Annotated in this window: 21 protein-coding genes and 1 riboswitch; of the genes, 7 read left to right on the forward strand and 14 right to left on the reverse strand. The window is 54.0% G+C overall.

Annotation, left to right across the window (positions count from 1 at the left end):
* Positions 1-155 precede the first annotated feature (155 nt).
* The 3 genes from cdd to AC790_RS16230 form a co-directional block, all read right to left on the reverse strand.
* A complete protein-coding gene (gene cdd, locus AC790_RS16220) occupies positions 156-1,052 on the reverse strand; it encodes a cytidine deaminase (protein WP_049852432.1) in 897 nt (298 codons plus the stop codon).
* A 124-nt stretch (positions 1,053-1,176) separates the two neighbouring features.
* Positions 1,177-1,869 (reverse strand): CidB/LrgB family autolysis modulator, encoded by a 693-nt coding sequence (locus tag AC790_RS16225; protein WP_049852433.1) that lies wholly within the window; start codon positions 1,867-1,869, stop codon positions 1,177-1,179.
* Entirely contained in the window at positions 1,862-2,245 is a 384-nt protein-coding gene (locus tag AC790_RS16230) for a CidA/LrgA family protein (protein WP_007889510.1), read from the reverse strand. Before AC790_RS16230 ends, AC790_RS16225 begins: the two co-directional genes overlap by 8 nt.
* A gap of 158 nt (positions 2,246-2,403) precedes the next feature.
* On the opposite strand from AC790_RS16230, the gene AC790_RS16235 reads away from it, so the two are divergent.
* Positions 2,404-2,760, forward strand: coding sequence for an endonuclease domain-containing protein (locus AC790_RS16235; RefSeq protein WP_049852434.1), 357 nt, complete (start codon positions 2,404-2,406; stop codon positions 2,758-2,760).
* 186 nt (positions 2,761-2,946) lie between these two features.
* Here the strand turns inward: AC790_RS16235 and metG are convergent, their stop codons facing one another.
* Positions 2,947-4,980, reverse strand: coding sequence for a methionine--tRNA ligase (metG, locus tag AC790_RS16240; protein WP_007889511.1), 2,034 nt, complete (start codon positions 4,978-4,980; stop codon positions 2,947-2,949).
* Between the two features lie 161 nt (positions 4,981-5,141).
* Here metG and apbC point away from each other — a divergent pair, with 161 nt between their 5' ends.
* Positions 5,142-6,254, forward strand: a complete 1,113-nt coding sequence (apbC, locus tag AC790_RS16245; protein ID WP_007889512.1) for an iron-sulfur cluster carrier protein ApbC — start codon at positions 5,142-5,144, stop codon at positions 6,252-6,254.
* On the opposite strand, the gene AC790_RS16250 is transcribed toward apbC, so the two are convergent.
* On the reverse strand, positions 6,251-6,703 hold the full coding sequence (locus AC790_RS16250) for a GNAT family N-acetyltransferase (RefSeq protein WP_007889513.1): 453 nt from the start codon (positions 6,701-6,703) through the stop codon (positions 6,251-6,253). The genes apbC and AC790_RS16250 overlap by 4 nt on opposite strands.
* A 315-nt stretch (positions 6,704-7,018) precedes the next feature.
* Here AC790_RS16250 and ahpC point away from each other — a divergent pair, with 315 nt between their 5' ends.
* Together ahpC and ahpF are read left to right on the forward strand one after the other, a co-directional pair.
* On the forward strand, positions 7,019-7,582 hold the full coding sequence (gene ahpC, locus AC790_RS16255; protein ID WP_007889514.1) for an alkyl hydroperoxide reductase subunit C: 564 nt from the start codon (positions 7,019-7,021) through the stop codon (positions 7,580-7,582).
* A gap of 67 nt (positions 7,583-7,649) precedes the next feature.
* The gene (ahpF, locus tag AC790_RS16260; protein WP_049852435.1) at positions 7,650-9,218 is read left to right on the forward strand and encodes an alkyl hydroperoxide reductase subunit F; all 1,569 of its coding nucleotides are present in this window, start codon (positions 7,650-7,652) and stop codon (positions 9,216-9,218) included.
* Between the two features lie 69 nt (positions 9,219-9,287).
* On the opposite strand, the gene AC790_RS16265 is transcribed toward ahpF, so the two are convergent.
* The 6 genes from AC790_RS16265 to AC790_RS16290 form a co-directional block, all read right to left on the reverse strand.
* Positions 9,288-9,491: a hypothetical protein gene (locus tag AC790_RS16265; protein WP_049852436.1), complete on the reverse strand. Its 204-nt coding sequence runs from the start codon at positions 9,489-9,491 to the stop codon at positions 9,288-9,290.
* A 195-nt stretch (positions 9,492-9,686) separates the two neighbouring features.
* Positions 9,687-11,558, reverse strand: a complete 1,872-nt coding sequence (locus AC790_RS16270; protein ID WP_049852437.1) for a GNAT family N-acetyltransferase — start codon at positions 11,556-11,558, stop codon at positions 9,687-9,689.
* Complete coding sequence (gene galE, locus AC790_RS16275; RefSeq protein WP_049852438.1) at positions 11,555-12,589, reverse strand: UDP-glucose 4-epimerase GalE; 1,035 nt, start codon at positions 12,587-12,589, stop codon at positions 11,555-11,557. Before galE ends, AC790_RS16270 begins: the two co-directional genes overlap by 4 nt.
* Before the next feature lie 56 nt (positions 12,590-12,645).
* Positions 12,646-13,770 (reverse strand): MFS transporter, encoded by a 1,125-nt coding sequence (locus AC790_RS16280; protein ID WP_049852439.1) that lies wholly within the window; start codon positions 13,768-13,770, stop codon positions 12,646-12,648.
* Positions 13,771-13,819: 49 nt separating this feature from the next.
* Entirely contained in the window at positions 13,820-16,483 is a 2,664-nt protein-coding gene (locus AC790_RS16285) for a beta-N-acetylhexosaminidase (protein WP_049852440.1), read from the reverse strand.
* 51 nt (positions 16,484-16,534) lie between these two features.
* On the reverse strand, positions 16,535-17,932 hold the full coding sequence (locus tag AC790_RS16290) for an OprD family outer membrane porin (protein ID WP_049852441.1): 1,398 nt from the start codon (positions 17,930-17,932) through the stop codon (positions 16,535-16,537).
* Positions 17,933-18,196: 264 nt separating this feature from the next.
* A riboswitch (TPP riboswitch) is annotated at positions 18,197-18,292 on the forward strand.
* Positions 18,293-18,325: 33 nt separating this feature from the next.
* On the opposite strand from AC790_RS16290, the gene thiM reads away from it, so the two are divergent.
* From thiM to fbaB, 3 genes are all read left to right on the forward strand, one after another.
* Positions 18,326-19,111: a hydroxyethylthiazole kinase gene (gene thiM / locus AC790_RS16295; protein WP_049852442.1), complete on the forward strand. Its 786-nt coding sequence runs from the start codon at positions 18,326-18,328 to the stop codon at positions 19,109-19,111.
* On the forward strand, positions 19,108-19,908 hold the full coding sequence (gene thiD, locus AC790_RS16300; protein ID WP_049852443.1) for a bifunctional hydroxymethylpyrimidine kinase/phosphomethylpyrimidine kinase: 801 nt from the start codon (positions 19,108-19,110) through the stop codon (positions 19,906-19,908). The genes thiM and thiD overlap by 4 nt, the downstream gene beginning before the upstream one ends.
* Before the next feature lie 147 nt (positions 19,909-20,055).
* Positions 20,056-21,108: a class I fructose-bisphosphate aldolase gene (gene fbaB / locus AC790_RS16305; protein ID WP_007889531.1), complete on the forward strand. Its 1,053-nt coding sequence runs from the start codon at positions 20,056-20,058 to the stop codon at positions 21,106-21,108.
* A 146-nt stretch (positions 21,109-21,254) separates the two neighbouring features.
* Here the strand turns inward: fbaB and AC790_RS16310 are convergent, their stop codons facing one another.
* The 3 genes from AC790_RS16310 to AC790_RS16320 all read right to left on the reverse strand — a co-directional run bounded on the left by AC790_RS16310 (position 21,255) and on the right by AC790_RS16320 (position 24,828).
* The gene (locus AC790_RS16310) at positions 21,255-21,941 is read right to left on the reverse strand and encodes a GntR family transcriptional regulator (protein WP_049852444.1); all 687 of its coding nucleotides are present in this window, start codon (positions 21,939-21,941) and stop codon (positions 21,255-21,257) included.
* A 98-nt stretch (positions 21,942-22,039) separates the two neighbouring features.
* Positions 22,040-23,500 carry a mannitol dehydrogenase family protein gene (locus AC790_RS16315; protein WP_049852445.1) on the reverse strand — a complete coding sequence of 487 codons (1,461 nt, stop codon included), beginning with the start codon at positions 23,498-23,500 and terminating at the stop codon, positions 22,040-22,042.
* A 44-nt stretch (positions 23,501-23,544) separates the two neighbouring features.
* Positions 23,545-24,828, reverse strand: a complete 1,284-nt coding sequence (locus tag AC790_RS16320) for an MFS transporter (RefSeq protein ID WP_007889540.1) — start codon at positions 24,826-24,828, stop codon at positions 23,545-23,547.
* Positions 24,829-24,905 lie beyond the last annotated feature (77 nt).

Raw genomic sequence — 24,905 nt, forward strand, 5'->3', positions numbered from 1 at the left:
GCTTGCTCCGGTTGCAGTGTTTTCTGACGTATCGCCGGGAAAAGGTAACGCCAGTCCATCTTGAAGTGAAGAGGTTCTGGCGCCCGATCCTATGAAAATTCCTGCAGATGTACAGCTTTTGTTAACAGAAGGTCACAAAAGCGGTAAAAGGATCACTAAACTGATGTTTTCGAAACTAAAGTAAGTGAGAAATCCTCACATCCTAACGCCGCCAGCGTGGCACGCGTGGCATCCAACTGGCTGAGCGTGCTGTCCTGACATTCCGCCAGTACTGCTTGCTGAATGGTATCGAGCGCTTCGTTACTCATGTTCATCAGAATCAGCGCAGCCTGCAGTGGCGGCAAGCTTGGGTTAAAAGCCGCGTTTTCTGCATAGCGGCCGGTAAAGGTTTTGCCGCTGTGGCTCAGCAACGCTACGCCGCTGTAACTCAGGCTATAAGGGGCGTGACTGTGATTGGCGGCTTTAATCGCCGCCTGCTGCAGCGCCTCACCCTGCACAGCAAAACCGTGATTGACCGGCGTCAGCAGACGTTCAGTAATGTTCAAATCGGCGGGACCGAACGCATCCGGCAGATAGTCGCCCAGCGTGCTAACGGCGCGTCCCGGCAAGCTGATGCGAATCGCCGTGCCGCTGTTCAGCTCGTTCATAAACTGGCGGCAATGGCCGCACGGCGTGTAGTTGACGGTAATCGCCGCCAGTTTCTCTTCACCGCGCAGCCAGGCATGCGTAATGGCACTCTGCTCGGCGTGCACCGTCTGCTGCAGCGGCGCGTGCAGGAACTCCATGTTGGCGCCGAAGTACCAGTGGCCGCTGACGCCACGCGAAATCGCGCCGACATTAAAATGAGACACGGTTGCCACGGCGCAACTGGCCGCCAGCGGCAGCAGTTCCAGCGCCAACGCATCATCATCCAGACTGGTCAGCTGTTTCAGTTGCGCGATATCCTGCGGACGCAATACGCCATGAAAATCAGGCGCATCCAGCAGCGGTTGAATCGCAGCTTGCAGCGCAGCGGGCAGGGCAGAAAAAGCAGTAGTGAATCGTGAATGCATGATGTGTTGGCCTCAGTTACGCATGAACGGCGATGCGCCGCCTGACGTTTTATATGTGATCCAAGTCGCTCTGACAATGCAAGCTGATTGGGTTGTTTCAACTTTGCGAGATCTCTCGCAAGTTTTAGCCCCACCAATGCATTAATAGCGGGAAAAGGAACGGTGCCAGTAACGACGTAATGATGCCGCAAATCACCAGAGCCAATGAGCTGAACGCGCCTTCCTGATAATCGATCTCCGCTGCGCGCGCGGTGCCTAACGCGTGCGAAGCGTTGCCAATCGCCAGGCCGCGTGAGGATTTGTTTTTAACCTGCAGCAGGTTAAGCAGCATATGGCCAAACACCGCGCCCAGCACGCCGGCGATCAATACGCAGATAGCACTAATGGCCGGAATACCGTGTAGCGATCCTGACACCGCCATGGCAATGGGCGTAGTCACTGATTTCGGCATGATGGTGGCGGCGATTTCCGGCGTGGCACCCATCCACAGCGCAATCGCGGTACCGGAGACCATCGCGGTAATACTGCCAATGAAGCAGACACTGATAATGGTTTTCCAGCGGGCGCGAATTTGATGCATCTGCTCATACAGCGGTAGCGCCAACGCCACGACGGCCGGTTGCAGTAACTGGTTTAGCAGGCTGCTGCCAGCAAAATAGCGTGAATAGGGCATGTTAGTGATTAGCAAAAGCGGAATGACCATCGCCATCGCCACCAGTAAGGGATTGACAATGGATACATTGATTTTCGCCGCCAGCTTGCGTGCCAGCAGATAGGCGATAACGGTAAGCGGCAGCGACCACCAGGCATCAATCATGGTTTTTCTCCTGCGGGCGCTGCATCCGTTCTGCGCTTAGACCGACAATCAGCAACACCAGGAAGGTACTGACAATGCAGGACACCACGATCGGGCCAAACTGGGCGGTGAGAATATCTGTATAACCCATCACGCCCACGCTGATGGGGACAAAAAGCAGCGCCATATAGCGAATCAGCAAATGACAGCCGGGCTTCACCCAGTCAACCGGCAGGATTTGTAGCGCCAACAGCAGGAACAGCAGCAGCATGCCGATGATGCTGCCGGGAATGGTTATCGGGAGCAGGGCAGAAATCCCCATTCCGGCGTACAGCGCCGCATAAATGATGACGAAGGCGCGCAAATAGCGCCAGCAGGCAGAGAGAACGGCGGGCATGGCAGGCTCCTGTTTTCGTAGCGCTTTATCATACGCATTCACTGCTTAGCGTGCTAGCGATCACATTGGAATACAGATTCCAGCTTTTTTATCGCGTTCTTTCCACCCAGAACACATGCCGTAGGCTAAGCAAAATATCGCGCGAAGAGAGCGTGCGGATGAAATCGGTTATACGGCAACGTGAACTGCGTAAAAAAATGCCAGACGCTGAATACCGGCTATGGCATTTTTTACGAAATCGGAATGTGTGCGGAGTGAAGTTTCGGCGTCAGCATCCGATTGGGTGCTATATCGTAGATTTTGCCTGTATTGAGAGGCTGCTGATTGTTGAGCTGGACGGCGGACAGCATAACGATGATCAGGCGCGAATGTATGATGAACAACGAACGGCATTTTTACAGCGTTGTGGCTGGCGAGTGATTCGTTTCTGGAATCATCAGATTTTCGAAGAGTTTGATGCGGTGATGGATGAGGTATATCGGCAGTTGATGTTGCGGCCTGCACCCTCACCCTAGCCCTCTCCCGCGCGCGGGAGAGGGAATAGTTAGGTGGAGCATTGAATCAAATATTCGCTTAAAACGGTTCCCTCTCCCGCGCGCGGGAAAGGGAATGGTTAGGTGGAGCATTGAATCAAATATTCGCTTAAAACGGTTCCCTCTCCCGCAAGCGGGAGAGGGTTAGGGTGAGGGAAAAGAAGCGCCTTACTTCACCGGCATTCCAGGCACTGCGCCGCTATCGACCGACAGCACAAACAGATCTTTGCCGCCCGGGCCTGCAGACAGCACCATGCCTTCTGAAACACCGAAGCGCATCTTACGCGGCGCGAGGTTGGCGACGATGATGGTCATCTTGCCGACCAGCACGGAGGGATCCGGATAGGCCGCGCGAATGCCAGAGAAAATCTGACGCTTCTCGCCGCCCACATCCAGCTCCAGACGCAGCAGCTTGTCAGAACCTTCCACCAGCTCCGCTTTCTCAATCAACGCCACGCGCATATCGACCTTGGCGAAATCATCAATGGTGATGGTGTCACCAATTGGCGCATCGGCCAGCGGCCCGGTTGCTGCAGGCTTATTTGCCGCCGCCGCGTCCTCTTTCGAGGCCTCAATCAGCGCTTCAACTTTGCTCATCTCGATACGGCCATACAGCGCTTTAAACGGTGCCACGTCATGATCCAGCAGCGGCTGGGCAATTGCATCCCAGCTTAGCTCGCTCTGCAGGAAGGCTTCAGTACGTTCGCTCAACGATGGCAGCACCGGCTTCAGCCAGGTCATCAATACGCGGAACAGGTTGATGCCCATTGAGCAAATTGCTTGCAGATCGGCATCACGGCCTTCTTGCTTCGCCACCACCCACGGTGCTTGCTCATCAACATAGCGGTTAGCCAGATCGGCCAGCGCCATGATTTCACGGATTGCGCGATTAAATTCGCGACTGGCCCAGGCTTCGCCAATCCGCTCAGAGGCATCAACAAAGGTCTGATACAGCGCCGGATCGGCCAGTTCGCCAGACAATTTGCCGCCAAAGCGTTTGGTCAGGAAGCCCGCGTTACGCGATGCCAGGTTAACCACTTTGTTCACCACATCTGCATTCACACGCTGCACGAAATCCTCTAGATTCAGATCGATATCGTCGATGCGTGACGAGAGCTTGGCCGCGTAGTAATAGCGCAGGCTGTCGGCATCCAGATGCTGCAACCAGGTGCTGGCTTTAATAAAGGTGCCGCGCGACTTAGACATCTTCGCGCCGTTCACCGTTACATAACCGTGCACGAACAGGTTGGTTGGCTTGCGGAAGTTGCTGCCTTCCAGCATCGCTGGCCAGAACAGACTGTGGAAATAGACGATATCTTTACCGATAAAGTGATACAGCTCGGTAGTCGAATCTTTCTTCCAGAACTCGTCGAAATCGATATTGCCACGTTGGTCGCACAGGTTTTTAAATGAACCCATGTAACCAATTGGCGCATCCAGCCAGACATAGAAGTATTTGCCCGGCGCGCCAGGAATTTCAAAGCCGAAATAGGGCGCATCGCGGGAGATATCCCACTGTTGCAGACCCGATTCAAACCACTCCTGCATCTTGTTAGCAACCTGCTCTTGCAGCGCGCCTGAGCGCGTCCACGCCTGCAGCATGGCGCTGAAGGACGGCAGATCGAAGAAGAAGTGCTCGGAGTCACGCAGCACCGGCGTGGCGCCAGAAACCACCGATTTCGGGTCGATCAGCTCCGTTGGGCTGTAGGTCGCGCTGCACACTTCGCAGTTGTCGCCATACTGATCCGGTGATTTACATTTCGGGCAGGTACCTTTGACGAAACGGTCCGGCAGGAACATGCCTTTCTCAGGATCGTATAGCTGCGAAATGGTGCGGTTCTTAATGAAGCCATTCTCTTTCAGACGACCGTAAATCAGCTCGGACAGCTGACGGTTCTCATCGCTGTGCGTCGAGTGATAGTTGTCGTAGCCGATGTTGAAGCCGGCAAAATCGGTTTCGTGCTCTTGCTTCATCTCGGCAATCATCTGCTCTGGCGCCACGCCCAACTGCTGAGCTTTCAGCATGATTGGCGTGCCGTGGGCGTCGTCAGCACAGATGAAGTGAACCTGATTGCCACGCATTCGCTGGTAACGGACCCAAATGTCAGCCTGAATGTGTTCAAGCATGTGACCGAGATGGATAGAACCGTTTGCGTACGGCAGTGCGCACGTTACCAGAATTTTTTTAGCGACTTGAGTCATGATTGCGTAGCGTTCCGTGAGTAAAAAATCGGGGATTGATGTTAACCGAAGCACCCTCTGACGTAAACATGACAGGACATCCGCGTCACTTTTAGCGCCCATCTGATATTATTGAACAGACACCGCCGCAATCTGGCGTGATGAAAAAACAAGGAGTAGGGATGACTTCACAATCCCAGCAACATCATTCACCTGAAGCGCTGCGGGCCCTGGTCATCGGCGTGCTGAGTGACTTTGAACATCCGACGCTGCAACACAATCTGACCACGCTGAAAGCCTTGCGCCACGTGGCGCTGCTGGATGACAAGCTGCACATCGAGCTGATCATGCCGTTCGCCTGGGCTAGCGCCTTTGAAGAGTTGAAAGCGCAAACCAGCGCCGAACTGCTGCGTCTGACCGAAGCCAGCGCCATTGACTGGCGGCTACGCCACGATATTGCCACGCTGAAGCGGGTGAAAAATCATCCGGGCGCGACCGGTGTGAAAAACATCATCGCCGTCAGTTCAGGCAAAGGTGGCGTGGGTAAATCCAGCACCGCAGTCAATATGGCGCTGGCGCTGATCGCCGAAGGCGCGCGCGTAGGCATTCTTGATGCGGATATTTACGGTCCGTCAATTCCCAACATGCTCGGCACCGAAAATCAGCGGCCCACTTCGCCGGACGGCACGCACATGGCACCGATCATGGCGCACGGCCTGGCAACCAACTCGATTGGTTATTTGGTGACTGACGACAATGCCATGGTGTGGCGCGGCCCGATGGCCAGCAAAGCGCTGATGCAGCTGCTCAACGAAACCATGTGGCCGGATCTGGATTATTTAATCCTCGACATGCCGCCAGGCACCGGCGATATCCAGCTCACCCTGGCGCAAAACGTGCCGGTGACCGGCGCATTGGTGGTGACGACGCCGCAGGACATTGCGTTGATTGATGCACGTAAAGGCATGGTGATGTTCGAGAAAGTCAGCGTGCCGGTATTGGGCGTGGTGGAGAACATGAGCATGCACATCTGTAGCCAATGCGGCCACCACGAGCCGATTTTCGGCACCGGCGGCGCGCAGAAGCTGGTGGAAGATTATAACACCCGCTTGTTGGCGCAGCTGCCGCTGCACATGACGCTGCGTGAAGATCTGGATGATGGCGAACCGACCGTGGTGCGCCGTCCAGACAGTGATTTTACCGCGCTCTATCGCCAACTGGCGGGCCGCGTCGCGGCACAGCTCTACTGGCAGGGTGAAATTATCCCGGGCGATATCGCTTTCCGCGCCGTTTAACGTCGTCCCTTTCCGCTGGCGCGTGTCGCCAGCGGAAAATGCATCAGCACATATTTTCCCTGCTCGCCCTCGCCAACCGCTTCACGTCGCCAACCATGTTTGAGGTAAAAATCCAGCGCCGCCTGATTTTGTTGCAAGCATTTCAACGCGCCGGTGGAGGTGAAACGTGCTTGAACCTTTTCCAGCAGCGCGCTGCCAACGCCTTGCCCTTGCGCAGCCGGATCGACATACAGGCTATGCAGAAAGTTGTCGTTATCCAGCACGGCCGCAAACCCCACGCGATGCCCGTCCAGTTCGGCAACCAGCACGGTTTCACCCAAAATCACCGCATCGAAATCTTCTAATTGCCAATCATCGCCAGCCAGCCAGGTCCAGTTATGGCGACGCGCGGCAAGATACAGCGTGCGCAGAAAAGGCCGATCGGCTTCGTCAAAAAAACGTATTTGCACTCAACAACTCCATTCCCGGGAATTTGCAGGTGCGCAAAAATGCACCCCCTACGAAATCCCCACGGGTCAATTGTAGGGCCGCCATTCATGGCGACCAGCTAATGATTAAGCCATCAGTCAAAAGTAGCAGTTTCACGCCGAAAAGATAAAGCCTGTCAGAACAACGGCTTTTTTGTGTAGAATGCCCGCGCGAGCCGCATGAAATCTGGCGTCGGCGCTTTGATAGCTTTTGGTTATCTGATTGATAACGTCTGCATATTAGAAGTTGGCCCGAAAATTCTGTAACTTGCATCACATCTTTTAACGGAGGTCACCATGTCCATCATTAATACCAAGATCAAACCATTTAAAAACGCAGCGTTCAAAAACGGCGAATTCATCGAAGTCACCGAGAAAGACGTTGAAGGTAAATGGAGTGTTTTCTTCTTCTACCCGGCTGACTTCACCTTCGTATGCCCAACCGAATTGGGTGACGTTGCAGACCATCACGAAGAATTCCAGAAACTGGGTGTAGATATCTACTCTGTTTCTACCGACACGCACTTTACCCACAAAGCCTGGCACGGTTCTTCTGACACCATCGCAAAAATCAAATATGCGATGATCGGTGACCCAACTGGCGCGCTGACCCGCAACTTCGAAATCATGCGTGAAGACGAAGGCCTGGCAGACCGTGGTACCTTCATCGTTGATCCGGAAGGCATCATCCAGGCGATCGAAATCACTGCCGAAGGCATTGGCCGTGACGCATCTGACCTGATCCGTAAAGTGAAAGCAGCCCAGTACGTTGCTTCTCACCCAGGCGAAGTTTGCCCGGCTAAATGGAAAGAAGGCGAAGCAACGCTGGCTCCATCACTGGACCTGGTTGGCAAAATCTAAGTTAGCTGCCATTCGATCTTTCTCAATCGGGTGCTACGGCACCCGATTTTCATGACAGGAACTCACTATGCTCGACACCAATTTAAAAACCCAACTCAAGGCTTACCTTGAGAAACTAACGAAACCGGTTGAGTTGATTGCCACATTGGATGATGGCGCTAAATCGGCAGAGATCCGTACTCTGCTGGCCGATATCGCGAGCTTGTCAGATAAAGTCAGCTTCCGTGAAGAGAACGATCGTCCGGTACGTAAGCCCTCATTCCTGATCACCAACCCAGGCGCTAATAGCGGCCCGCGATTTGCCGGTTCGCCAATGGGCCACGAATTCACTTCACTGGTTTTAGCCTTGCTGCAAACCGGTGGACACCCTTCGAAAGAAGCGCAGAGCCTGCTGGATCAGGTGGTGGCGCTGGAAGGCGACTTCCATTTCGAAACCTATTATTCACTGTCGTGCCACAACTGTCCTGACGTGGTGCAGGCGCTGAACCTGATGGCGGTACTCAATCCGCGTATCAGCCACACCGCGATTGACGGCGGTATGTTCCAGAACGAAATCACCGAACGCAACGTGATGGGCGTGCCAGCGGTATTCCTTAACGGCAAAGAGTTTGGTCAGGGCCGTCTGAGCCTGGCGGAGATCGTCGGTAAAGTGGATACCAACGCGGATAAACGCGCGGCGGAAGAGCTGAACAAACGTGATGCCTATGAAGTGCTGATCGTTGGCAGCGGCCCGGCGGGCGCGGCAGCGGCAATCTACTCGGCGCGTAAAGGCATCCGCACTGGCCTGATGGGCGAACGCTTTGGTGGCCAGGTGCTGGACACCGTCGACATTGAAAACTACATCTCAGTACCGAAAACTGAAGGCGCTAAGCTGGCCGGTTCTCTGCGTGCCCACGTTGATGATTATGACGTGGATGTGATTGATACCCAGAGTGCCATTAAGCTGATTCCTGCGGCGAAAGAGGGCGGTCTGCATGCGATTGAAACCGCCTCCGGCGCAGTGCTGAAATCACGCAGCATCATCATTGCCACCGGTGCACGCTGGCGCAACATGGGTGTACCGGGCGAAGAGCAGTATCGCACCAAGGGCGTCACCTACTGCCCGCACTGCGACGGTCCGCTGTTTAAAGGCAAACGCACTGCGGTGATCGGCGGTGGTAACTCAGGCGTTGAAGCCGCTATCGATCTGGCCGGTCTGGTTGAGCACGTCACCTTGCTGGAATTTGCCAGCGAAATGCGCGCCGACAAAGTGCTGCAGGACAAACTGCGCAGCCTGAAAAACGTTGATGTGATTCTGAACGCGCAGACCACCGAAGTGAAAGGCGACGGCAGCAAAGTCACCAGTCTGACCTACATCGATCGCAATAACCAAACCAGCCACGAAATCGCGCTGAGCGGCATCTTCGTGCAGATCGGTTTGCTGCCGAATACCACCTGGCTGGAAGGTGCGGTTGAGCGCACTAAAATGGGCGAAATCATCATTGATGCCAAGTGCGAAACCAGCCTGAAAGGCGTGTTCGCTGCCGGCGACTGCACCACGGTGCCGTACAAGCAGATCATCATCGCCAGCGGTGAAGGCGCAAAAGCCTCACTCAGCGCCTTCGATTATCTGATTCGTACCAAACCGGCTGAATAAGTTTTTGCGATAGCCACGCAACTGCCCTGCAACCTGTGTTGCGGGGCTTTTTTTTATTTTTATACGGCCTTAGCCTAACCAGCGTTTGGCTTCGGCATCGCTTATATCGCGGTAATAGACTTTATGCAGCCGTTCACCACAGGTTTTACACTGTGCTGTAACGTGCGTGGAAAAATAGTGGCGGCCAGACGGTGACATCGCGCCTTTGCGGGATATTTGAATATCGTGCCATTTGTGTGCATGCGGAATAAAGCTGAAGAATTTTAATTTCATTATCGCTGCCGGAATGGAGTGGGCGGAGTTTCTCTTCAAATCCGGAGAGCCATTAAGCCGTTTCTGAACGATGTATATTTTGATATGCATCAATCTGCACGGTGCTAGCACTGACTTAGCGCTAACTTAATCGATGAGTTAATTAGAGAGCGGGAAATTTATTATTTCCCCGCCACAATAATTGATGTAAAACAGCTATAACATCAGTGCCATAAACAGCAGTTCGTCATTGAATCGCTTAACTTGCTGTTTCATCGAGGCGACAACCTCGAAGCCTTTTTTGCGGTAGATCATGGATGCCGGGTTGGATTGCCAGACGCATAAGGTAATGCGTCGCAATTTTTGCTGTTTAGCCTGTTCCGTCATCCGCGATAACACTTGATTGAAATAGCCTTTTCCCTGCTGCTCTGGTAATAGCGCCACGCTACAAACAAAGTAATCCTCCGGGCGACTGTGCTGATTCACGAACGTATCGTAAGCCTCATCGAGCGGCAGTACCTCCTGGCGATAGCCATACTCGACGTTGATGTGGTCGTATTCCCGCACCGACGCAGCATTGATAAAACCGAATATCTTTCCTTGCACATCGGTGATAACGGAAATCTGTTCAAGGAAAGGAAGGATATTTTGTCGCAGCTGTAGGCTAATAATGTCTGAAGAGTAAACGTTATCAACCGAACAGTACTCAAGATAACTGGTGCTAAAAATCAGCTTCGCCATCGTGCGCTGTTCACGCTCATCAGAAATCGCGCCAGGTTTAAAGCAAAGCGGTAATTTTTTACATTCACCGACGGGTTGCCAGAAATTACCGGCTTTAATTTCCCTATCACGACGGCAAATTAAATAGTCGCTAAATAGTGCGTTAACTCTATCCAGTGCCGCATCCTGTGAAAGTACGCCGTAATAGTGATAGTAAGGAATTTCGGCGCGCAACTGCGGTGCATAAGCAATTTGCAGAATATCCTGTTCAGCAAACAATGGCGCAAACTCATCAAGCTGCAGAGGATGGCTGAGCTGCCAATCGCGCAGCGTGAGTTGTGCCAGCGTGTGCTGATAGTGCTGCTGTTCCTCTACGCTGAGTGGGCGTCGCTCGCCACTCAGAATATCTTCCTGCAAACGCATGCCTTTGATACCACAAACGCGTTGTTGCGGCACATCAAAGCCAAGGACTGCGTAACAGCGGCTGAAATCCTGATGGCTAAGCTGCGTCACCTGCAGCTGCTCACACCATAACTGATAGAAAGGTTCGAAAATCGCGCGTTCAGTTGCGGGTGTTTTCTCCGGTATGGGTTGTGGCCAGCCGCGATAAACCGCACTGAGCTGCTGCTGCAGTTGCAACAGAGCCGCACTATTTTGATGGCTGATTATCATGCCGGTTTCATCGGTAAACAAATTCATCCAGTTGACGTGTTGCTGCGTTTCTGCTGGAAAATCGGGCAGCTCTGGATGACACAAAAACAGCGTTGCAGGCTGCGCGGGAAGGGTATCGGCATCCAGATATACGCCACCGCACTGATTCAAAATCGCCAACCGGAAGAAATCGGATAACGTGGCGTAATAGCGCTTGTCGTGCAATTGCTGCAAGACGTTGTTAAGTGCGATATCAAAGCTCTGCATTAACCTACTCAGGCTATTCACCCTGATCAGAGCATCGGGCAGAAACAGGATGCCTAGCTGCAGCTCATCGCTATCTTGCTGCAGCACAAAGCGTGCTTCCGCCGCTAGCTGCTGCTCATCCCAAACCCACAGCGTTTGCTGAAACTGACTATGGCTGGCTTCGATGGCGCTCTGCCATTGCGCGATGGTCAGATTCACATTTGCGGGTGTGGCTCCGCCAAGCCAAACGCGATGCAGCGTACACTCTTTGCCAGTCAGCCGACTGGTGGGCACTGCAAACATCGAAGAAAGATCGGAAACGCCAATCTCATGTGGCTGCTGCTGCCGCCACTGCTTAAAATGGTGAAGCGTTTCCAGCCAGTCCACAGTGGCAGGTGCGGTAAAGCACTGTTTTAACGCGCGCAGCTGGCGCTCATAGTGATATAAAAAATGTTCACTGGTCATGGTCATGCGATTACGCTCCCTGCATTCTGCGTGACGTAACCTTGAGGATTTTGCGTATGCCAGCGCCATGCATCCCGCAGCATGGCTTCAAGATCGCGCGTTGCCTGCCAGCCCAGCTCTTTTCTTGCCTGGCCAGGATCGGATAAACAGATGGCGACATCGCCGGGACGGCGCGCGCGCATATCGAGAGGTACTTGTCGACCGCTGACCTGCTCAAACATACGTACGATTTCCAGTACCGAGTAGCCTTGTCCGGTACCGAGGTTGTAGTGACGATAGCCCGGCTGTAACCGATTCAACGCCTGAATATGCCCTTCAGCTAAATCCATCACGTGGATGTAATCACGCACGCCGGTACCGTCTGGCGTGGCATAGTCGTCACCAAATACCGGTAAATGGCTGCGCAGGCCATTGGCCACCTGAAACAGATAGGGCAGCAAGTTATTGGGAATACCTTCGGGATGTTCGCCAATCTGGCCAGAGGGATGCGCGCCCGCCGGATTAAAATAACGTAGGGCGGTAATGGCTAATTCGGGTTGCGCATCAGCGACTTCAGCCATAATTTTCTCAACCATATATTTGGAGGCACCATAAGGATTGGTGGTGTTGCCGGTGTCGCAGCCTTCACATAAGGGAATTTTTACCGGAATGCCATATACGGTGGCAGAAGAGCTGAAAATGAGCTTTTTAACGCTATGCTGTTTCATCATCTCTAACAGCATTAATGTCCCGGCGATATTATTTTGGTAATACTTAACCGGCTTTTGCAGTGATTCATTAACCGATTTAAGTCCGGCCATATGGATTACTGCATCAATGGGTTGGCTACTGAAAACCAGGTTTAAATCAGAGCGGCGACGGATATCACCCTGAAGGAAGTTAAGCTTTTTTCCGCTTAATGCTTCCACGCGCTGCAAAGCGAGTGGCGAGCTATTACACAAATTATCCAGCACGATGACATGATGATTTTTCTGCAGCAGGCTAAGTGCAATGTGCGACCCAATATAGCCCGCGCCGCCGGTAATTAAGACATTCATTAATGTACACTCCATGTGTTTTGATGCGCGCAGCGATGCACGACGAATAATCAATTTCAGACATTTTCGACCTTTGTTATCAGTAGTAATGACATCACCAACAGCACGCAGGCCGCTGGCCAAATAGCCAGCGGCGATACTGCGGTGAGAGTTCCCTGTAAAACGCCAGCAATCAACACGCCGATGGACATCGAATTGGTATAGAGCGTAGCCGCCATACCTTGACGATTTTGCAGTAAGTCCTGAAACCAAAATAATCCAACGGTGGCGATAATGGCGATAAAAATGGCATTGAAAATTTGCAGTAATACCAGCGGGATAAATCCATTGCTGAAGAATATTCCTGCATAAAAGATAATGCCGCACAGCATGGCGGCCTGCATTTGCAACTTCTTATTCCAGCGCTTAAGCATTCTCGCACTGAGCAGCATGATCGGAATTTCCAGCGCCGCGGCGACGCCAAACATCAGGCCGGTCCAGTCGCTTGAAAGCGTGCTTTGTTGTGCCAGATACAATGGAAAAGCAATCAGATACAGTGAGCTGCAACTCCAGACCAGCAAGGTAGCGAGCATCAGAAAGGTGAGATTGTGGCCCAGCGGTTGTTGGTGCAACTGAGTCACAGGTGCAGGATTGGCCTGCTGCTTGCCGGGCGGTAAGGTGAGGGCCAGCAAGGTTACGCTCAACAACAGCAATGACATGATCACATAAAGCCAGGCAAAACCGGCCAGCTGAATAATCCAGAATGCCAGCGGCGGACCAAATACCCAGGCCAATGAAAATTGCGCACGCAGGATGGCGCTAAATCCATTATCACTACGGGACTGACGTGCTAAGGCAAAGAGCTGTGGTACCGCTGCGCTACCACAAGCACTCAGTAAGGAACCGAGCGTAATTAATAATAAATAATTACGGCAGAAGATAAACAGTAATGAATTAAGCGCCAGCGAGAGTAAGCAAAATAGCAACAGTGGCCGACGCTGCGCCAGACGATCGGAATAGCGTGCAATTAGCAGACTAATAACAATACTGCTCAGCGCATTGACGCTGTAGAAGGCACCAATCTGCCAGGTTGCCACCTTGAGTTCTGTGGCGAGAAATAAACTAAGTGTGGGAATGAACAGGGCACCGCTTAAGCCAGCGCCCAGTGCAACCAAATAAAAAGCAATAGATGAGTTTTTCATCGACATCCTTGTCAGTCATTGCGCCTGCATTCCCGCAGGAGCATCGTTTTTACAGCTGTTCGGCGCGGCTGAAACGTTTACCATCCGGGCTTACACTGCGCACCCAAACTTTATCTGCCGCAGTAATCGCCGGTTTGGCATGAGATTGATAACGCTGCCAGCGGTTACCGTTATCCAGACTGTACTCCAGCGGCAGACCCGGCAGGGCAATGTTCATGGTCAGAACGCCATTTTCTACTCGTGCACCGGGCACCGGTAAACGATAGTGGATGCCAGTTTTGTCCATTTTGGCTAACTCACGCTGGCCTAACAGATTGGCGAAACGCTGCCAATCCTGATTACGTTGTTGTTGGTTAACGAAGTGGGTTTCGCCACCTTTAAAAGTACGTCCCTGCTGGTAATCCAGCTCCCATTCAGCACGATGCCAGCCGCGTTCGGCAACCGACAGCAGGCGTGGGAACACCATGTAATCCATTTGCTGATCGGTACGCGTTGTTTCGCTCCACAGATGTACTGAAATACCATATGCGCCCGACCAGGGTTTCGTTGAGGTGGCATCGAAGGTGTTACCATCGCGGTCGACAGAGGTTTCAGCATTTTGCGGCAGATTATCTGGCGCGAAGCCAAACATCTTGCGCTCATCGCTAAATCGCGTCCCCCAGTAGTAGCCGCGCTCCTGCGGATTCACTTCATACGGGAAATCCATGTAGACGTAATCCGGATTGGAGATCACCACTTCGTAATCTTTCATCGTCCAGTCATTAGCGGTGTCGAAACCACCCCAGTAAAGCGTGTCCCAGAAGTTCACCCGTACGCGTGAAGTTGCAAAGGCGTGGGCATTGGCAGCATCTTTTAATCCATCCTGCCAGGCCTGCATGACCGGAATGCCGTGTGCCTTAACCATCTTGCTGACTTCCAGTGCAAAATGGCTGGGTAAGTGTTCCAGATCTTCCACCTTGCCGGATTTCACCACCGCCTGGCAGACCTGAGATTTTGCCCAGGGCTTGTCCTCTTTGCTTTGGTCCAAAATCCCCGTTCCCGCTTTCGGGGATTTTATGTCGCTGTAACCCGCACCCAGGCGGATATTTTTCGCTTCATCACCGCCAAAATGCCAGGTGCTCAACGGCTGGCCGGCTTCGCGATGCATTGCCTGTACTTCACTAATCACTTTATTGACAAAGCGTTTTGAGGAGTCGAGGCAAGGGTTGAGGTAGCTGGTACGATCGTAAAGCTGCACCGAGCGGGTATTAGAGGTGTCAGTTGGATCCACTAAACGATATTCGTTGGCCTGTTGCGGTTTACCCGCTTTCATTAATTGTTGGTAGCGTGCTTCCATTGAAATCACGGCGGCGCGAGCATGCGCTGGCATATCGATCTCAGGAATGACTTCGATGTTGCGCGCCTGAGCGTATTTGACGATCTCAATATAATCCGCACGGCTAAAGTGTCCGCTGCCGTTGTTATCACTGAATGGCCCCGAGCCTAACTGCGGCAGCAGGCATTGCTGCTCGGTAAGATCGTGGCAGCGCTTGCTACCGACATCGGTCAGCTGCGGTAACCCTGGAATTTCAATGCGCCAGGCTTCGTCATCGGTCAGGTGGAAGTGGAATTTGTTCATCTTCCAGGCGGCCATCTGATCGAGCATGCGCAACACCGCTTGTTTGCTGTGGAAATTACGGGCCACATCAAGGAAAGCGCCGCGATAGGCAAAGCGTGGCGCATCCTGCGCATCCAGCGTAGCGATGATCGGTTTACCTTCGGCAGGAACCAGTGACAGTAAAGACATTAAACCGTAATACACGCCCGCCTGGTCATAACCCACGATATCCGTGCCGCGCGGAGTGATGCGTAATTCATAGGCGCCGGAAACGGCATCTGCATCATGAAAATGGTTGGTTGCCACGCGCGTATGGACGGCATAGCCGCTCGAGTGTTGTTTGATATTCAATAAATCAAAGCGCTGTCTAACCGCATCGGCTTGGTTGCCCGACAAAGCCTCTAAATGCAGTGCAACGCCACGACTTAGATCAACATCGGCCGCATGAACTTTTACCGTACGCGGTGTTGGCGTGATTTGTCCGCGCAGTGCACTCGCGGGAAGTTGCTGTACATCAGCATTCTTCGCGAAGCGGCTTTGCGGCAGCATGAGCACGTTTTTGTCGTCGGCGATGCGCTTCCACTGGTTGCCGAACGGTTTGACGAAATCGTTCAGATTCTCAGTGTCGGTGCTGGAGATAATTTTCGGGGTAGCATCAGCTGCGGTGACGTACCAACGCGGCATGACGTCAGTGATAAACAGCTGCCAATACTCATTGACGATTGGGATCTCAATTGACTCACCGGCCGCAATGCCTTTGAATTTCTCCGTCGGCTCCAGTCGGGTCAGATCACCAACAATGTGCGTCATTTTGAATTGATCGTTATCGACCCGCAGCGTTTCGTGCACGTTGCTCATGTAGATCGCCCAGTTTTTACTGGTGAGCGCCGGGCCGTTATTAGTAAGGGTAATGGTCGCGGTATTACAGGATGCCCAATCGGCACCGAGCTTCGCGCAATTGATGCCGTGATCGGCCGCCTGATTATCAGTTACCTGATATTGCACGCCGAACTGGCTGATCTGGTCAACAATCTGTTGATTACTGTGTGGGGACGAGCTGCAGGCCGCAACGCTGGTCACGGCCAACGCAAGCAAACTCATTTTTAGTTTTTTCATATTGATATCCTTCTCCTCGAATGAATGTCTCTGGCTCCTGCCAGGTAGGGGTCAAAACAGGGTAAATGGCGCAATAACCATAAATTTGATGTCTTTCTCATCCTGGAAGATGTTGCCGTAACCACCGCTATAGCTGGGGAGATCGCTGTGATTGTCGTAGCGGGTGTAGTGCAGTTTGAATTGGGTGTCTTTGGCGCGCCCTTGCTGGATGGTGTAAACCAGATCGAGATTCCACGCTGACTCTTTCAGGCGCTGACTTTGATCGTAAACCGGATTGGTGGACGGTTTTGCATCCCAACCGTATGCGTAAGAAGTGCCGACCTGCCAGCCCGGCAATTGCCAGTGCCCCAGATCTACCATTACGCCAGCAAACAGCGCTTTCTCGCCGTTGGCGTTCCAGTCGGAGCGGGAATCCCACCATACATCGAGGCGACCATTGGAGCTGGCATAAGAAGGCGTCATACGTTGCAGGAAGAATCCCTGGTTGCCCTCGGCTTTTACCCAGGTGCCTTCGAGGCGGAAATCAAATGCGCCTAGCGTGTAGCCGAAAGTCAGCGCCTGCAGCCAGGCGAGGCCATCATAAACATCGTTTACAGCCCCCGCGCCGCTGTTGTCGCGGTCCTTCGCGCCATAAAACTGATAGCTGGTGCGCAGCGGCCCATTGGCGAGCGGCAGCTGATAAGACGCTTTGGCAAAATACTGATCCATGTAATCTGCCGCTTGACCGTAAGCGCCTTCCAGTACCAGATGGTTCTTAAAATCATATTTGGCACCGAAGGATTGCAGCCAGGGGATTTCCGTCACGCCATCGGCTTTGCGGAAGTTATACATGTCGCGATACCACGGCGCTTTGTACTCGTCGGTCCACATCCATGCGAGGGAAAGGGCGCCCGCATCGCTAAAATCAAAGGTGGTGCCGGCTTCAACACCGCGATAGGTTCCGGGCAGGAAGCTCCAGTGTGGTGCCAGTAAGGTCTGTCCGCTGGGTTGCAGATAACCTGCGCGTAGCCAGTTTTCCTGCCATTTCGCTTTGAGCGCGGCCTTATAAAGACTTAAGCCACTCTTATCTCCGCTCCAGTCCTCATCCCAGCGCGTGCGGGCGTTGCTAAAGCCAATTTCGTTCGGTGCAGCGGGCCCGCCATGACTCAGTTCCAGCGCACCAAAAGCCGCCAGATCGAGTCCAATTACATCACCCGCATAACCGGATGAGAAACCGAGATTGGCGTTGGCAGAAGCGTGATGCAGGTTGGCATCATATTGACCGTAATTACCTTTTTGCGCGTCCATCTCTTTACGATCGCGCTGACGTTGCCAGTAGAAGATGTTTCCAGTGAGAGATGAATCGTCAATGAAACCGCTGGCTTGAGTGGGGAAAGTGGGAACAAAAACACCGGCAAACAGAGCCGTAATCACTGCTGCAGTGAGCGGCGCGCGTAAAATCCTGCGCATAGCAAATCCTCCTTGATGCTTCCATTAATAATAAATATTTCCGTACTGTTTCATCATGAAACGAGTTGCGAGGATGCTATTTTTCGCGACGCGAATTATCAATGTAATTTATTACAAAGTATGACGTGGCGCGCAAAAAGAGCCCGTTTTAAGGGCTTTAATCAATACGTTACACGAAGGTGTAATTTGTCACTTCGCGAGCGGGATTCAGGAATGAAGGCGTTTGCTTGCTTTCACCTACTGACTTCCCTATGCTCGAATCGTTGTTTTGACTCGGGGTGCCCCTCTAATACAGGGCTGAGATACACCCGCTGACCTGATCTGGATAATGCCAGCGTAGGGAAGTCAGATGCCTGACCGCATTCGCCTTCTTGATCGCCGGTTGGGAGCTTTATGAAACAGCCTGACCCTCTTTCCTCCGCGCAACTCGCGCAATCTTTACAATTGCTACGTCAACAAGCGCCGCTGGTGCACTGCATGACCAACGACGTAGTGCAAACCTTTACTGCCAACGTGCTGCTGGCGCTGCATGCCTCACCCGCGATGGTGATTGATACGCAAGAAGCGGCGCAATTCGCTGGCTTTGCCGATGCGTTATTGATTAACGTCGGTACGTTAACGCGCGATCGTCGTGATGCGATGTTAGCGGCGGTGCAGGCAGCGCAAAAAGCGGGCACGCCATGGACGCTGGATCCGGTCGCGGTAGGCGCCTTATCGCTGCGCACCGAATTTTGTCAGCAGCTACTTGGCCTGCATCCGGCGGCGATTCGAGGTAACGCTTCAGAAATTCTCACCCTGGCTAATCAGGCAACGGGCGGACGCGGCGTAGATAGCCTGCATCAGGCTGATGCCGCGCTGAATGCTGCCCAACAGCTGGCGCAGAATTATGACACTGTGGTTGCGGTAACCGGCGAAGTCGATTACGTCACCGATGGCAGACAAACGCTGGCGATCCCCGGCGGCAGCCCGCTGATGACGCGGGTGGTCGGTACCGGTTGCGCGCTGTCGGCAGTGGTGGCGGCCTTTAGCTGCTTGCCGGGCGATCGCCTGCAGCATGTCGCTTCCGCCTGTCGTGTGATGTCGCTAGCCGGTGAAATGACGGCGCGCAATGTCGAAGGACCGGGCAGTTTTGTCGCTGCTTTCCTTGATGCGCTCTGGACGCTGGAGGTGGCAGTATGAAACGCATCAATGCTTTGACCATTGCCGGCACCGATCCAAGCGGTGGAGCAGGCATTCAGGCCGACCTCAAAGCCTTCTCCGCACTGGGCGCCTATGGCACCAGCGTTATTACTGCGCTGGTGGCGCAGAACACCTGCGGTGTGCAGTCGGTGTATCGCATCGAACCCGATTTCGTCGGCGCCCAACTTGATTCGGTGTTGGATGACGTGCGCATCGATGCGGCTAAGATCGGCATGCTGTCAGAAACGGCGATTGTAGAAGTGGTAGCCGCAAGGCTGAAACGCGCCAGCCTGCCGTTTGTGGTGCTGGATACGGTGATGATTGCGAAGAGCGGCGATGCGCTGCTGTCGCCGGATGCGGTGGCTAGCGTACGCGAACTGCTGCTGCCGCAGGTGTCGCTGATCACCCCGAATCTGCCGGAAGCCGCAGCGCTGCTGGGACGCACCATGGCGCAGGATGAAAAAACCATGTTGCAGCAGGGTGATGCGTTGCTCGATCTTGGCTGCGAAGCGGTGCTGATGAAGGGCGGACATCTCAGCGATGCCGAGAGTCCGGATTGGCTAATCACCCGCGATGGCCGGCAGCGCTTTAGTGCGCCACGCGTGAATACACGGCACACACACGGCACCGGTTGCTCGCTGTCAGCGGCGCTAGCGGCGCTGCGTCCGCGTCATGATGATTGGGCGACAACGGTGGCCGAAGCTAAAGCCTGGCTGCAGCAGGCGCTGCTGCACGCCGATTCGCTGGAAGTGGGTAAAGGCATTGGGCCGGTGCACCATTTTCATCAATGGTGGTAGGGCGTAACGCCAGATTGCCGCTTTTCCACTGCGCATCCGTCTGAAAAATGGAGTCAGCAATTTGCCAGCCTGGTGTATTGCGGTCCAGGCTGTTGGGGGCGAATCGGCATTTGCCGGTTCCAATCCAGCCATTTATCAGGAGCGAACATGACGGACATCGTACAGTTATTGGGCAAAGAGGCGGACAGCCTTCTTCAACATCGCTGCATGACCATTCCAGCGGATAGCCTCTATTTACCAGGCGCGGATTATGTTGATCGCGTAATGATCGACAACAATCGTTCTCCCACCGTATTACGCAACATGCAAACGCTATACAACACCGGACGTTTAGCCGGCACCGGCTATTTGTCGATTTTACCGGTCGATCAGGGCGTTGAGCACTCGGCGGGCGCATCCTTTGCTGCTAATCCCGCGTATTTCGATCCAAAAAACATCGTAGAGTTGGCGATTGAAGCTGGCTGCAACTGCGTGGCATCGACTTACGGCGTATTGGCCTCGGTGTCACGGCGTTATGCGCACCGCATTCCCTTTATGGTGAAGTTGAACCATAACGAAACCCTGAGCTATCCCACCCAATACGATCAGACACTGTATGCCAGCGTTGAACAGGCCTTCAATCTGGGCGCAGTAGCAGTTGGCGCGACCATCTACTTTGGCTCTGAGCAATCGCGTCGTCAGATTGAAGAGATCTCTGCGGCGTTTGAGCGCGCACACGAGCTGGGTATGGTGACGGTGCTGTGGGCTTATCTGCGTAACGATGCCTTCAAAAAAGAGGGCGTTGATTATCATGCCAGCGCCGATTTAACTGGCCAGGCCAATCATCTGGCGGCAACGATTGGTGCGGATATCGTGAAGCAGAAGATGGCTGAGAACAACGGCGGTTACAACGCGGTGAAGTTTGGTCATACCGATGAACGTGTTTATAGCAAGCTGACCAGCGAAAACCCGATTGATTTGGTGCGTTACCAGCTGGCGAACTGCTATATGGGACGTGCAGGGTTGATTAACTCCGGCGGTGCTTCGGCGGGTGAGACGGATATCGCGGAGTCTGTACGAACCGCAGTGATCAATAAACGTGCGGGCGGCATGGGGCTGATTCTGGGGCGCAAAGCGTTTAAGAAGTCGCTGAAAGAGGGCGTGCAGCTGATTAATGCGGTGCAGGATGTGTATTTGTCGAAGGATGTCACCATAGCTTGATGGTGTTGGCTGTCCCCCTCCTCGGTCCTCCCCCCTAAATGGAGGAGGAAGACGCTGCCATATGTTAGTTGGGGTGTTGCATGTAGCAGCGTCTCCTTCCCCCGCTTGCGGGGGAAGGCCGGGATGGGGGACAGCGATAACCCTACTTAAGGCGCCTCAAACCACTCACTATTGCGCTCGGCAATGGGCGTAATGGTTAAAATCATCTCCTGCAGATGGCGGCGCATCGCGCTTTCAGCGCCGTCAACGTCATGCGCTTTCAACGCATTAAAGATATCTTCATGTTGCTGAATCAATCTTTCTGGCGGCGACACTTCGCTCAACGTCAGGAAGCGCACGCGGTCCATGGTGGCTTTGATGTTCTCCACCGTTTCCCACGCCAGCAGGCAATTAATCCCCTCGGCTATCAGGCGATGAAACTCATCATCCAGCGTTAAAAATGCCTGGCTGTCATGACGTTCAGCCGCTAAACGCTGCAGCTGCAAGTTATGCTCCAGCGCCATCAATCCTGTCGCCCCCATTTCCTGCGCGGCGCGGCGTACCACGGCAATCTCGACCGCTTCACGAATAAAGCGACCATCGGCCACACGCTGGGCGGAGATCTTGCGTACGAAGGTGCCGCGCTGCGGCAAAACCTGCACCAATCCGGCCTCAGCCAGCTTAATAAAGGCCTCGCGCACCGGCTGACGCGACACGTTAAAGCGCGCCGACACTTCCTTCTCCGACAGCAGCGAGCCCGGATGAATAACGCAGGTCACAATATCTTTACGCAGATAGCGATAGATCTGCTGATTTACCGGTTCGCTGGTGGTTATGGTATAGGCAGTCGACATGCAGCAATATCCGTATTACGGCTGGCGTGCGCCAGCCCGTTGAGAAAGGGTAAGTCTAATCAGCACACTGCGTCTGCGCTACACATTTGTTCAGCCACTTAGCCTTGTGTAACGAGGCTGTGAACCGTGGCACGCGCGCCCAGTTGCACCAGTTGTTGATACAGTTCGGTCAGGCGGGTGACAAACGCCGTTTGCTGCAGCAGATCGTCGCCGAACACCGCTTTCAGGCCGAGTAACGCCTTTACGCGGGCTGCGCCTTCTTCACTGTTAGCGACGATATCCGCCAGCTGATCTTTTAACGGATCGCGAATCTCAATCGCTTCTCCTTGCTCATTCACGCCGCCGACGTACCGCATCCAACCGGCCACGCCCAGCAACACGAAATCGCAGGAAGTGCCGTTGCGCAGATGCCAGCGCACGCTATCCAGCAAGCGCTGCGGCAGCTTTTGCGTGCCGTCAGTCGCAATTTGATAGGTGCGATGTTTGATGGCGCGATTCTCGTAGCGCGCAATCAGTGAATCGGCATATGCCGCGAGATCGACGCCTTGAGTACGCAGCGTCGGCGCCTGATCCTGCAGCATCAATGCGCGTGCCGCCTGGCGATAGCTGGCATCGGCCATGCAATCACTGATGTGCTCATAGCCGGCGAGGAAGCCGAGATAGGCGAGGAACGAATGGCTGCCATTCAGCATGCGCAGCTTCATCTCTTCGAACGGCAGCACGTCGCTTACCAACTCCGCGCCGGCGTTTTCCCATGCCGGGCGTCCGTTGACGAAGTTATCTTCAATCACCCACTGGAAGAACGGCTCTGCTTCTACCGCCACCGGATCGCGGCTGCTCAGGCGTTCAGCCAGCGAGTCAAACGCCGCATCGGTCATCGCCGGCACGATGCGATCGACCATGGTCGAAGGGAAGGTAATGTGCGTCTGGATGTAGTCTGCCAGCGCAGGGCTGTGGCACTCAGCCAGTTGGGTAATCACGTTGCGCGTGACGTGGCCGTTTTCCGGCATGTTGTCGCACGACATCACGCTAAACGGCGGCAGATGACGTTCACGACGGCGGATAATCGCCGCCAGAATCAGCCCCGGTAGCGAACGTGGTGCTGCTGGATTGGCGAGGTCATGCAAAATATCCGGATGATCGGGATTAAGCTTGCCGCTCGACGGCATGTAGCAGTAGCCTTTCTCGGTGACCGTCATTGAGACTATCGCCACATCCGGCTGACCCATCGCTTCAATGACCGCCTCAATGCCGTCGCCTTTGCCGTGCAGGGCTTGCGTCACCACGCCAATCACGCGCGTGTGTAAACTCTCATCGGCCATTTCGGTCAGCGTGTAGAGCAGATCCTGTTGACGCAGCGCCTGAATCAGCGTGCCGCTGTTGAGATTCACCTCGCAGTAGCCCCAGTCGCTGCCCTGCGCGGCCAGCTTATCGGTCGCTAGCGCCTGATGCGCGCGATGAAAAGCACCAAAGCCAATGTGCACCATGCGGGTTTTGAGTTGCGTGCGATCGTAAGCCGGACGTTGAACATCAGCGGGGAGGCGATCAAGCTCTAACATAGTCATTCCTTTTAGCAAATGGGGCGCTTAGCGCCCCATGAGAATTACACAGAAACCGGTTTGTTGTTGGCCTTAGGTTCACGAATCACCAGCAGTACCAGCAGCGCGCCGACGCCAGCAACTGCACCGGCAAGGATGAACGCACTGTCAAACTTACCGGAGTGCTGCACGATGAAACCGGTGACGACGGGGCCGATAACGCCAGACAGGCTACCAATCAGATGGATAAAGCCGCTGATGCTACCCACACGGCTTTTATGCACTACGTCCTGCACTATCGCCCAGTAAATCGCGCCGGTGATGTAAAGGAAGAAGATGGAGATCGACATCATGATCACCGCCGAGTTGACCTCTTTTATCGTACCTGCCAGCGCCACGCAAATCGCCGCTGCCGTCAGTGAAACCACCAGCACAATTTTGCGCGAAAGCAGCAGCTTACCGGTGATATTGAAAATTTTATCGGAGATCCAACCACCCAGCGCCAGGCCAACGAAGCCGACAATCCACGGGATCATGGTGGTGATGCTCATCGCTTTGATATCGAGGCCATGCGCCTGCACCAGATACGCCGGGAACCAGCTGAGGAAGAAGAACAGGATGTAGTTGTAGCAGAAGAAGGCGAAGGCGGTGACCAGAATGATCGGCTGGCGCAGATAGAAGCCCAGACCGTGCGCGTTGCCGCTCGGATCGATCACGTCGGCCGGTTCTTCGGCTTTCAGTTTTTCCACTAACGCGCGCTCTTCGGCGGAGACGCGTTTGCTTTTCGCTGGGTTATCTGACGCAAAGAAGAACCACAGCGCCAGCCAGACGAAGCCAATTGCGGCGATCACCACAAACGCTGGACGCCAGCCGAATGAGAGCGCCAGATAGCCGACAATCGGCCCGGCGACAGCACCGCCCAGCGGCGAACCTGAGCTCAGTAAGCCCATCGCCGTGGCGGCCTGTTTTTTCGGGAACCAGCCGTTGATGGCTTTGTTCGCCGAGGCGGAAATCGGGCCTTCTGCCATGCCAAACAGCACGCGCAGAATCATCATTGACCAGAAGCCGGTCGCCATGGCGGTCAGGCCACAGAACAGCGACCACATGCCGACAGCGGTACCGAGCACGATAGTCGGGCCAAATTTATCGGTCGCTAAACCGCCAATAAAGTTAAACAGGGCGTAACCGAAGAAGAAGCTGCCGAAAATCATGCCGAACTGTTCGGCGTTGATCATCAGGTCTTTTTCCACCAAAGGGACAGTCAAAGAGAGGGCGATACGATCAAGATAGTTGATCATAAACACCAGGAACAACAGCAGTACGAGGGTCCAGCGCAGGTTCTTAAACATAGAAACTCCGTCATCGTCTTTTTTATAGTAATAATGCCGGCGGGTAAGTGACCGGCATGGGGACACCTGGTGTGTGG

Source organism: Pantoea sp. RIT-PI-b (assembly GCF_001187905.1).
GTDB classification, from domain to species: Bacteria; Pseudomonadota; Gammaproteobacteria; order Enterobacterales; family Enterobacteriaceae; genus Pantoea; species Pantoea nemavictus.

Bases quoted from the DNA above. Each gene is read 5' to 3' on its own strand.
- cdd (WP_049852432.1), bottom strand. From the start codon at position 1,052: ATGCATTCACGATTCACTACTGCTTTTTCTGCCCTGCCCGCTGCGCTG.
- AC790_RS16225 (WP_049852433.1), bottom strand. From the start codon at position 1,869: ATGATTGATGCCTGGTGGTCGCTGCCGCTTACCGTTATCGCCTATCTG.
- AC790_RS16230 (WP_007889510.1), bottom strand. From the start codon at position 2,245: ATGCCCGCCGTTCTCTCTGCCTGCTGGCGCTATTTGCGCGCCTTCGTC.
- AC790_RS16235 (WP_049852434.1), top strand. From the start codon at position 2,404: ATGAAATCGGTTATACGGCAACGTGAACTGCGTAAAAAAATGCCAGAC.
- metG (WP_007889511.1), bottom strand. From the start codon at position 4,980: ATGACTCAAGTCGCTAAAAAAATTCTGGTAACGTGCGCACTGCCGTAC.
- apbC (WP_007889512.1), top strand. From the start codon at position 5,142: ATGACTTCACAATCCCAGCAACATCATTCACCTGAAGCGCTGCGGGCC.
- ahpC (WP_007889514.1), top strand. From the start codon at position 7,019: ATGTCCATCATTAATACCAAGATCAAACCATTTAAAAACGCAGCGTTC.
- ahpF (WP_049852435.1), top strand. From the start codon at position 7,650: ATGCTCGACACCAATTTAAAAACCCAACTCAAGGCTTACCTTGAGAAA.
- AC790_RS16265 (WP_049852436.1), bottom strand. From the start codon at position 9,491: ATGAAATTAAAATTCTTCAGCTTTATTCCGCATGCACACAAATGGCAC.
- AC790_RS16270 (WP_049852437.1), bottom strand. From the start codon at position 11,558: ATGACCATGACCAGTGAACATTTTTTATATCACTATGAGCGCCAGCTG.
- galE (WP_049852438.1), bottom strand. From the start codon at position 12,589: ATGAATGTCTTAATTACCGGCGGCGCGGGCTATATTGGGTCGCACATT.
- AC790_RS16280 (WP_049852439.1), bottom strand. From the start codon at position 13,770: ATGAAAAACTCATCTATTGCTTTTTATTTGGTTGCACTGGGCGCTGGC.
- AC790_RS16285 (WP_049852440.1), bottom strand. From the start codon at position 16,483: ATGAAAAAACTAAAAATGAGTTTGCTTGCGTTGGCCGTGACCAGCGTT.
- AC790_RS16290 (WP_049852441.1), bottom strand. From the start codon at position 17,932: ATGCGCAGGATTTTACGCGCGCCGCTCACTGCAGCAGTGATTACGGCT.
- thiM (WP_049852442.1), top strand. From the start codon at position 18,326: ATGAAACAGCCTGACCCTCTTTCCTCCGCGCAACTCGCGCAATCTTTA.
- thiD (WP_049852443.1), top strand. From the start codon at position 19,108: ATGAAACGCATCAATGCTTTGACCATTGCCGGCACCGATCCAAGCGGT.
- fbaB (WP_007889531.1), top strand. From the start codon at position 20,056: ATGACGGACATCGTACAGTTATTGGGCAAAGAGGCGGACAGCCTTCTT.
- AC790_RS16310 (WP_049852444.1), bottom strand. From the start codon at position 21,941: ATGTCGACTGCCTATACCATAACCACCAGCGAACCGGTAAATCAGCAG.
- AC790_RS16315 (WP_049852445.1), bottom strand. From the start codon at position 23,500: ATGTTAGAGCTTGATCGCCTCCCCGCTGATGTTCAACGTCCGGCTTAC.
- AC790_RS16320 (WP_007889540.1), bottom strand. From the start codon at position 24,828: ATGTTTAAGAACCTGCGCTGGACCCTCGTACTGCTGTTGTTCCTGGTG.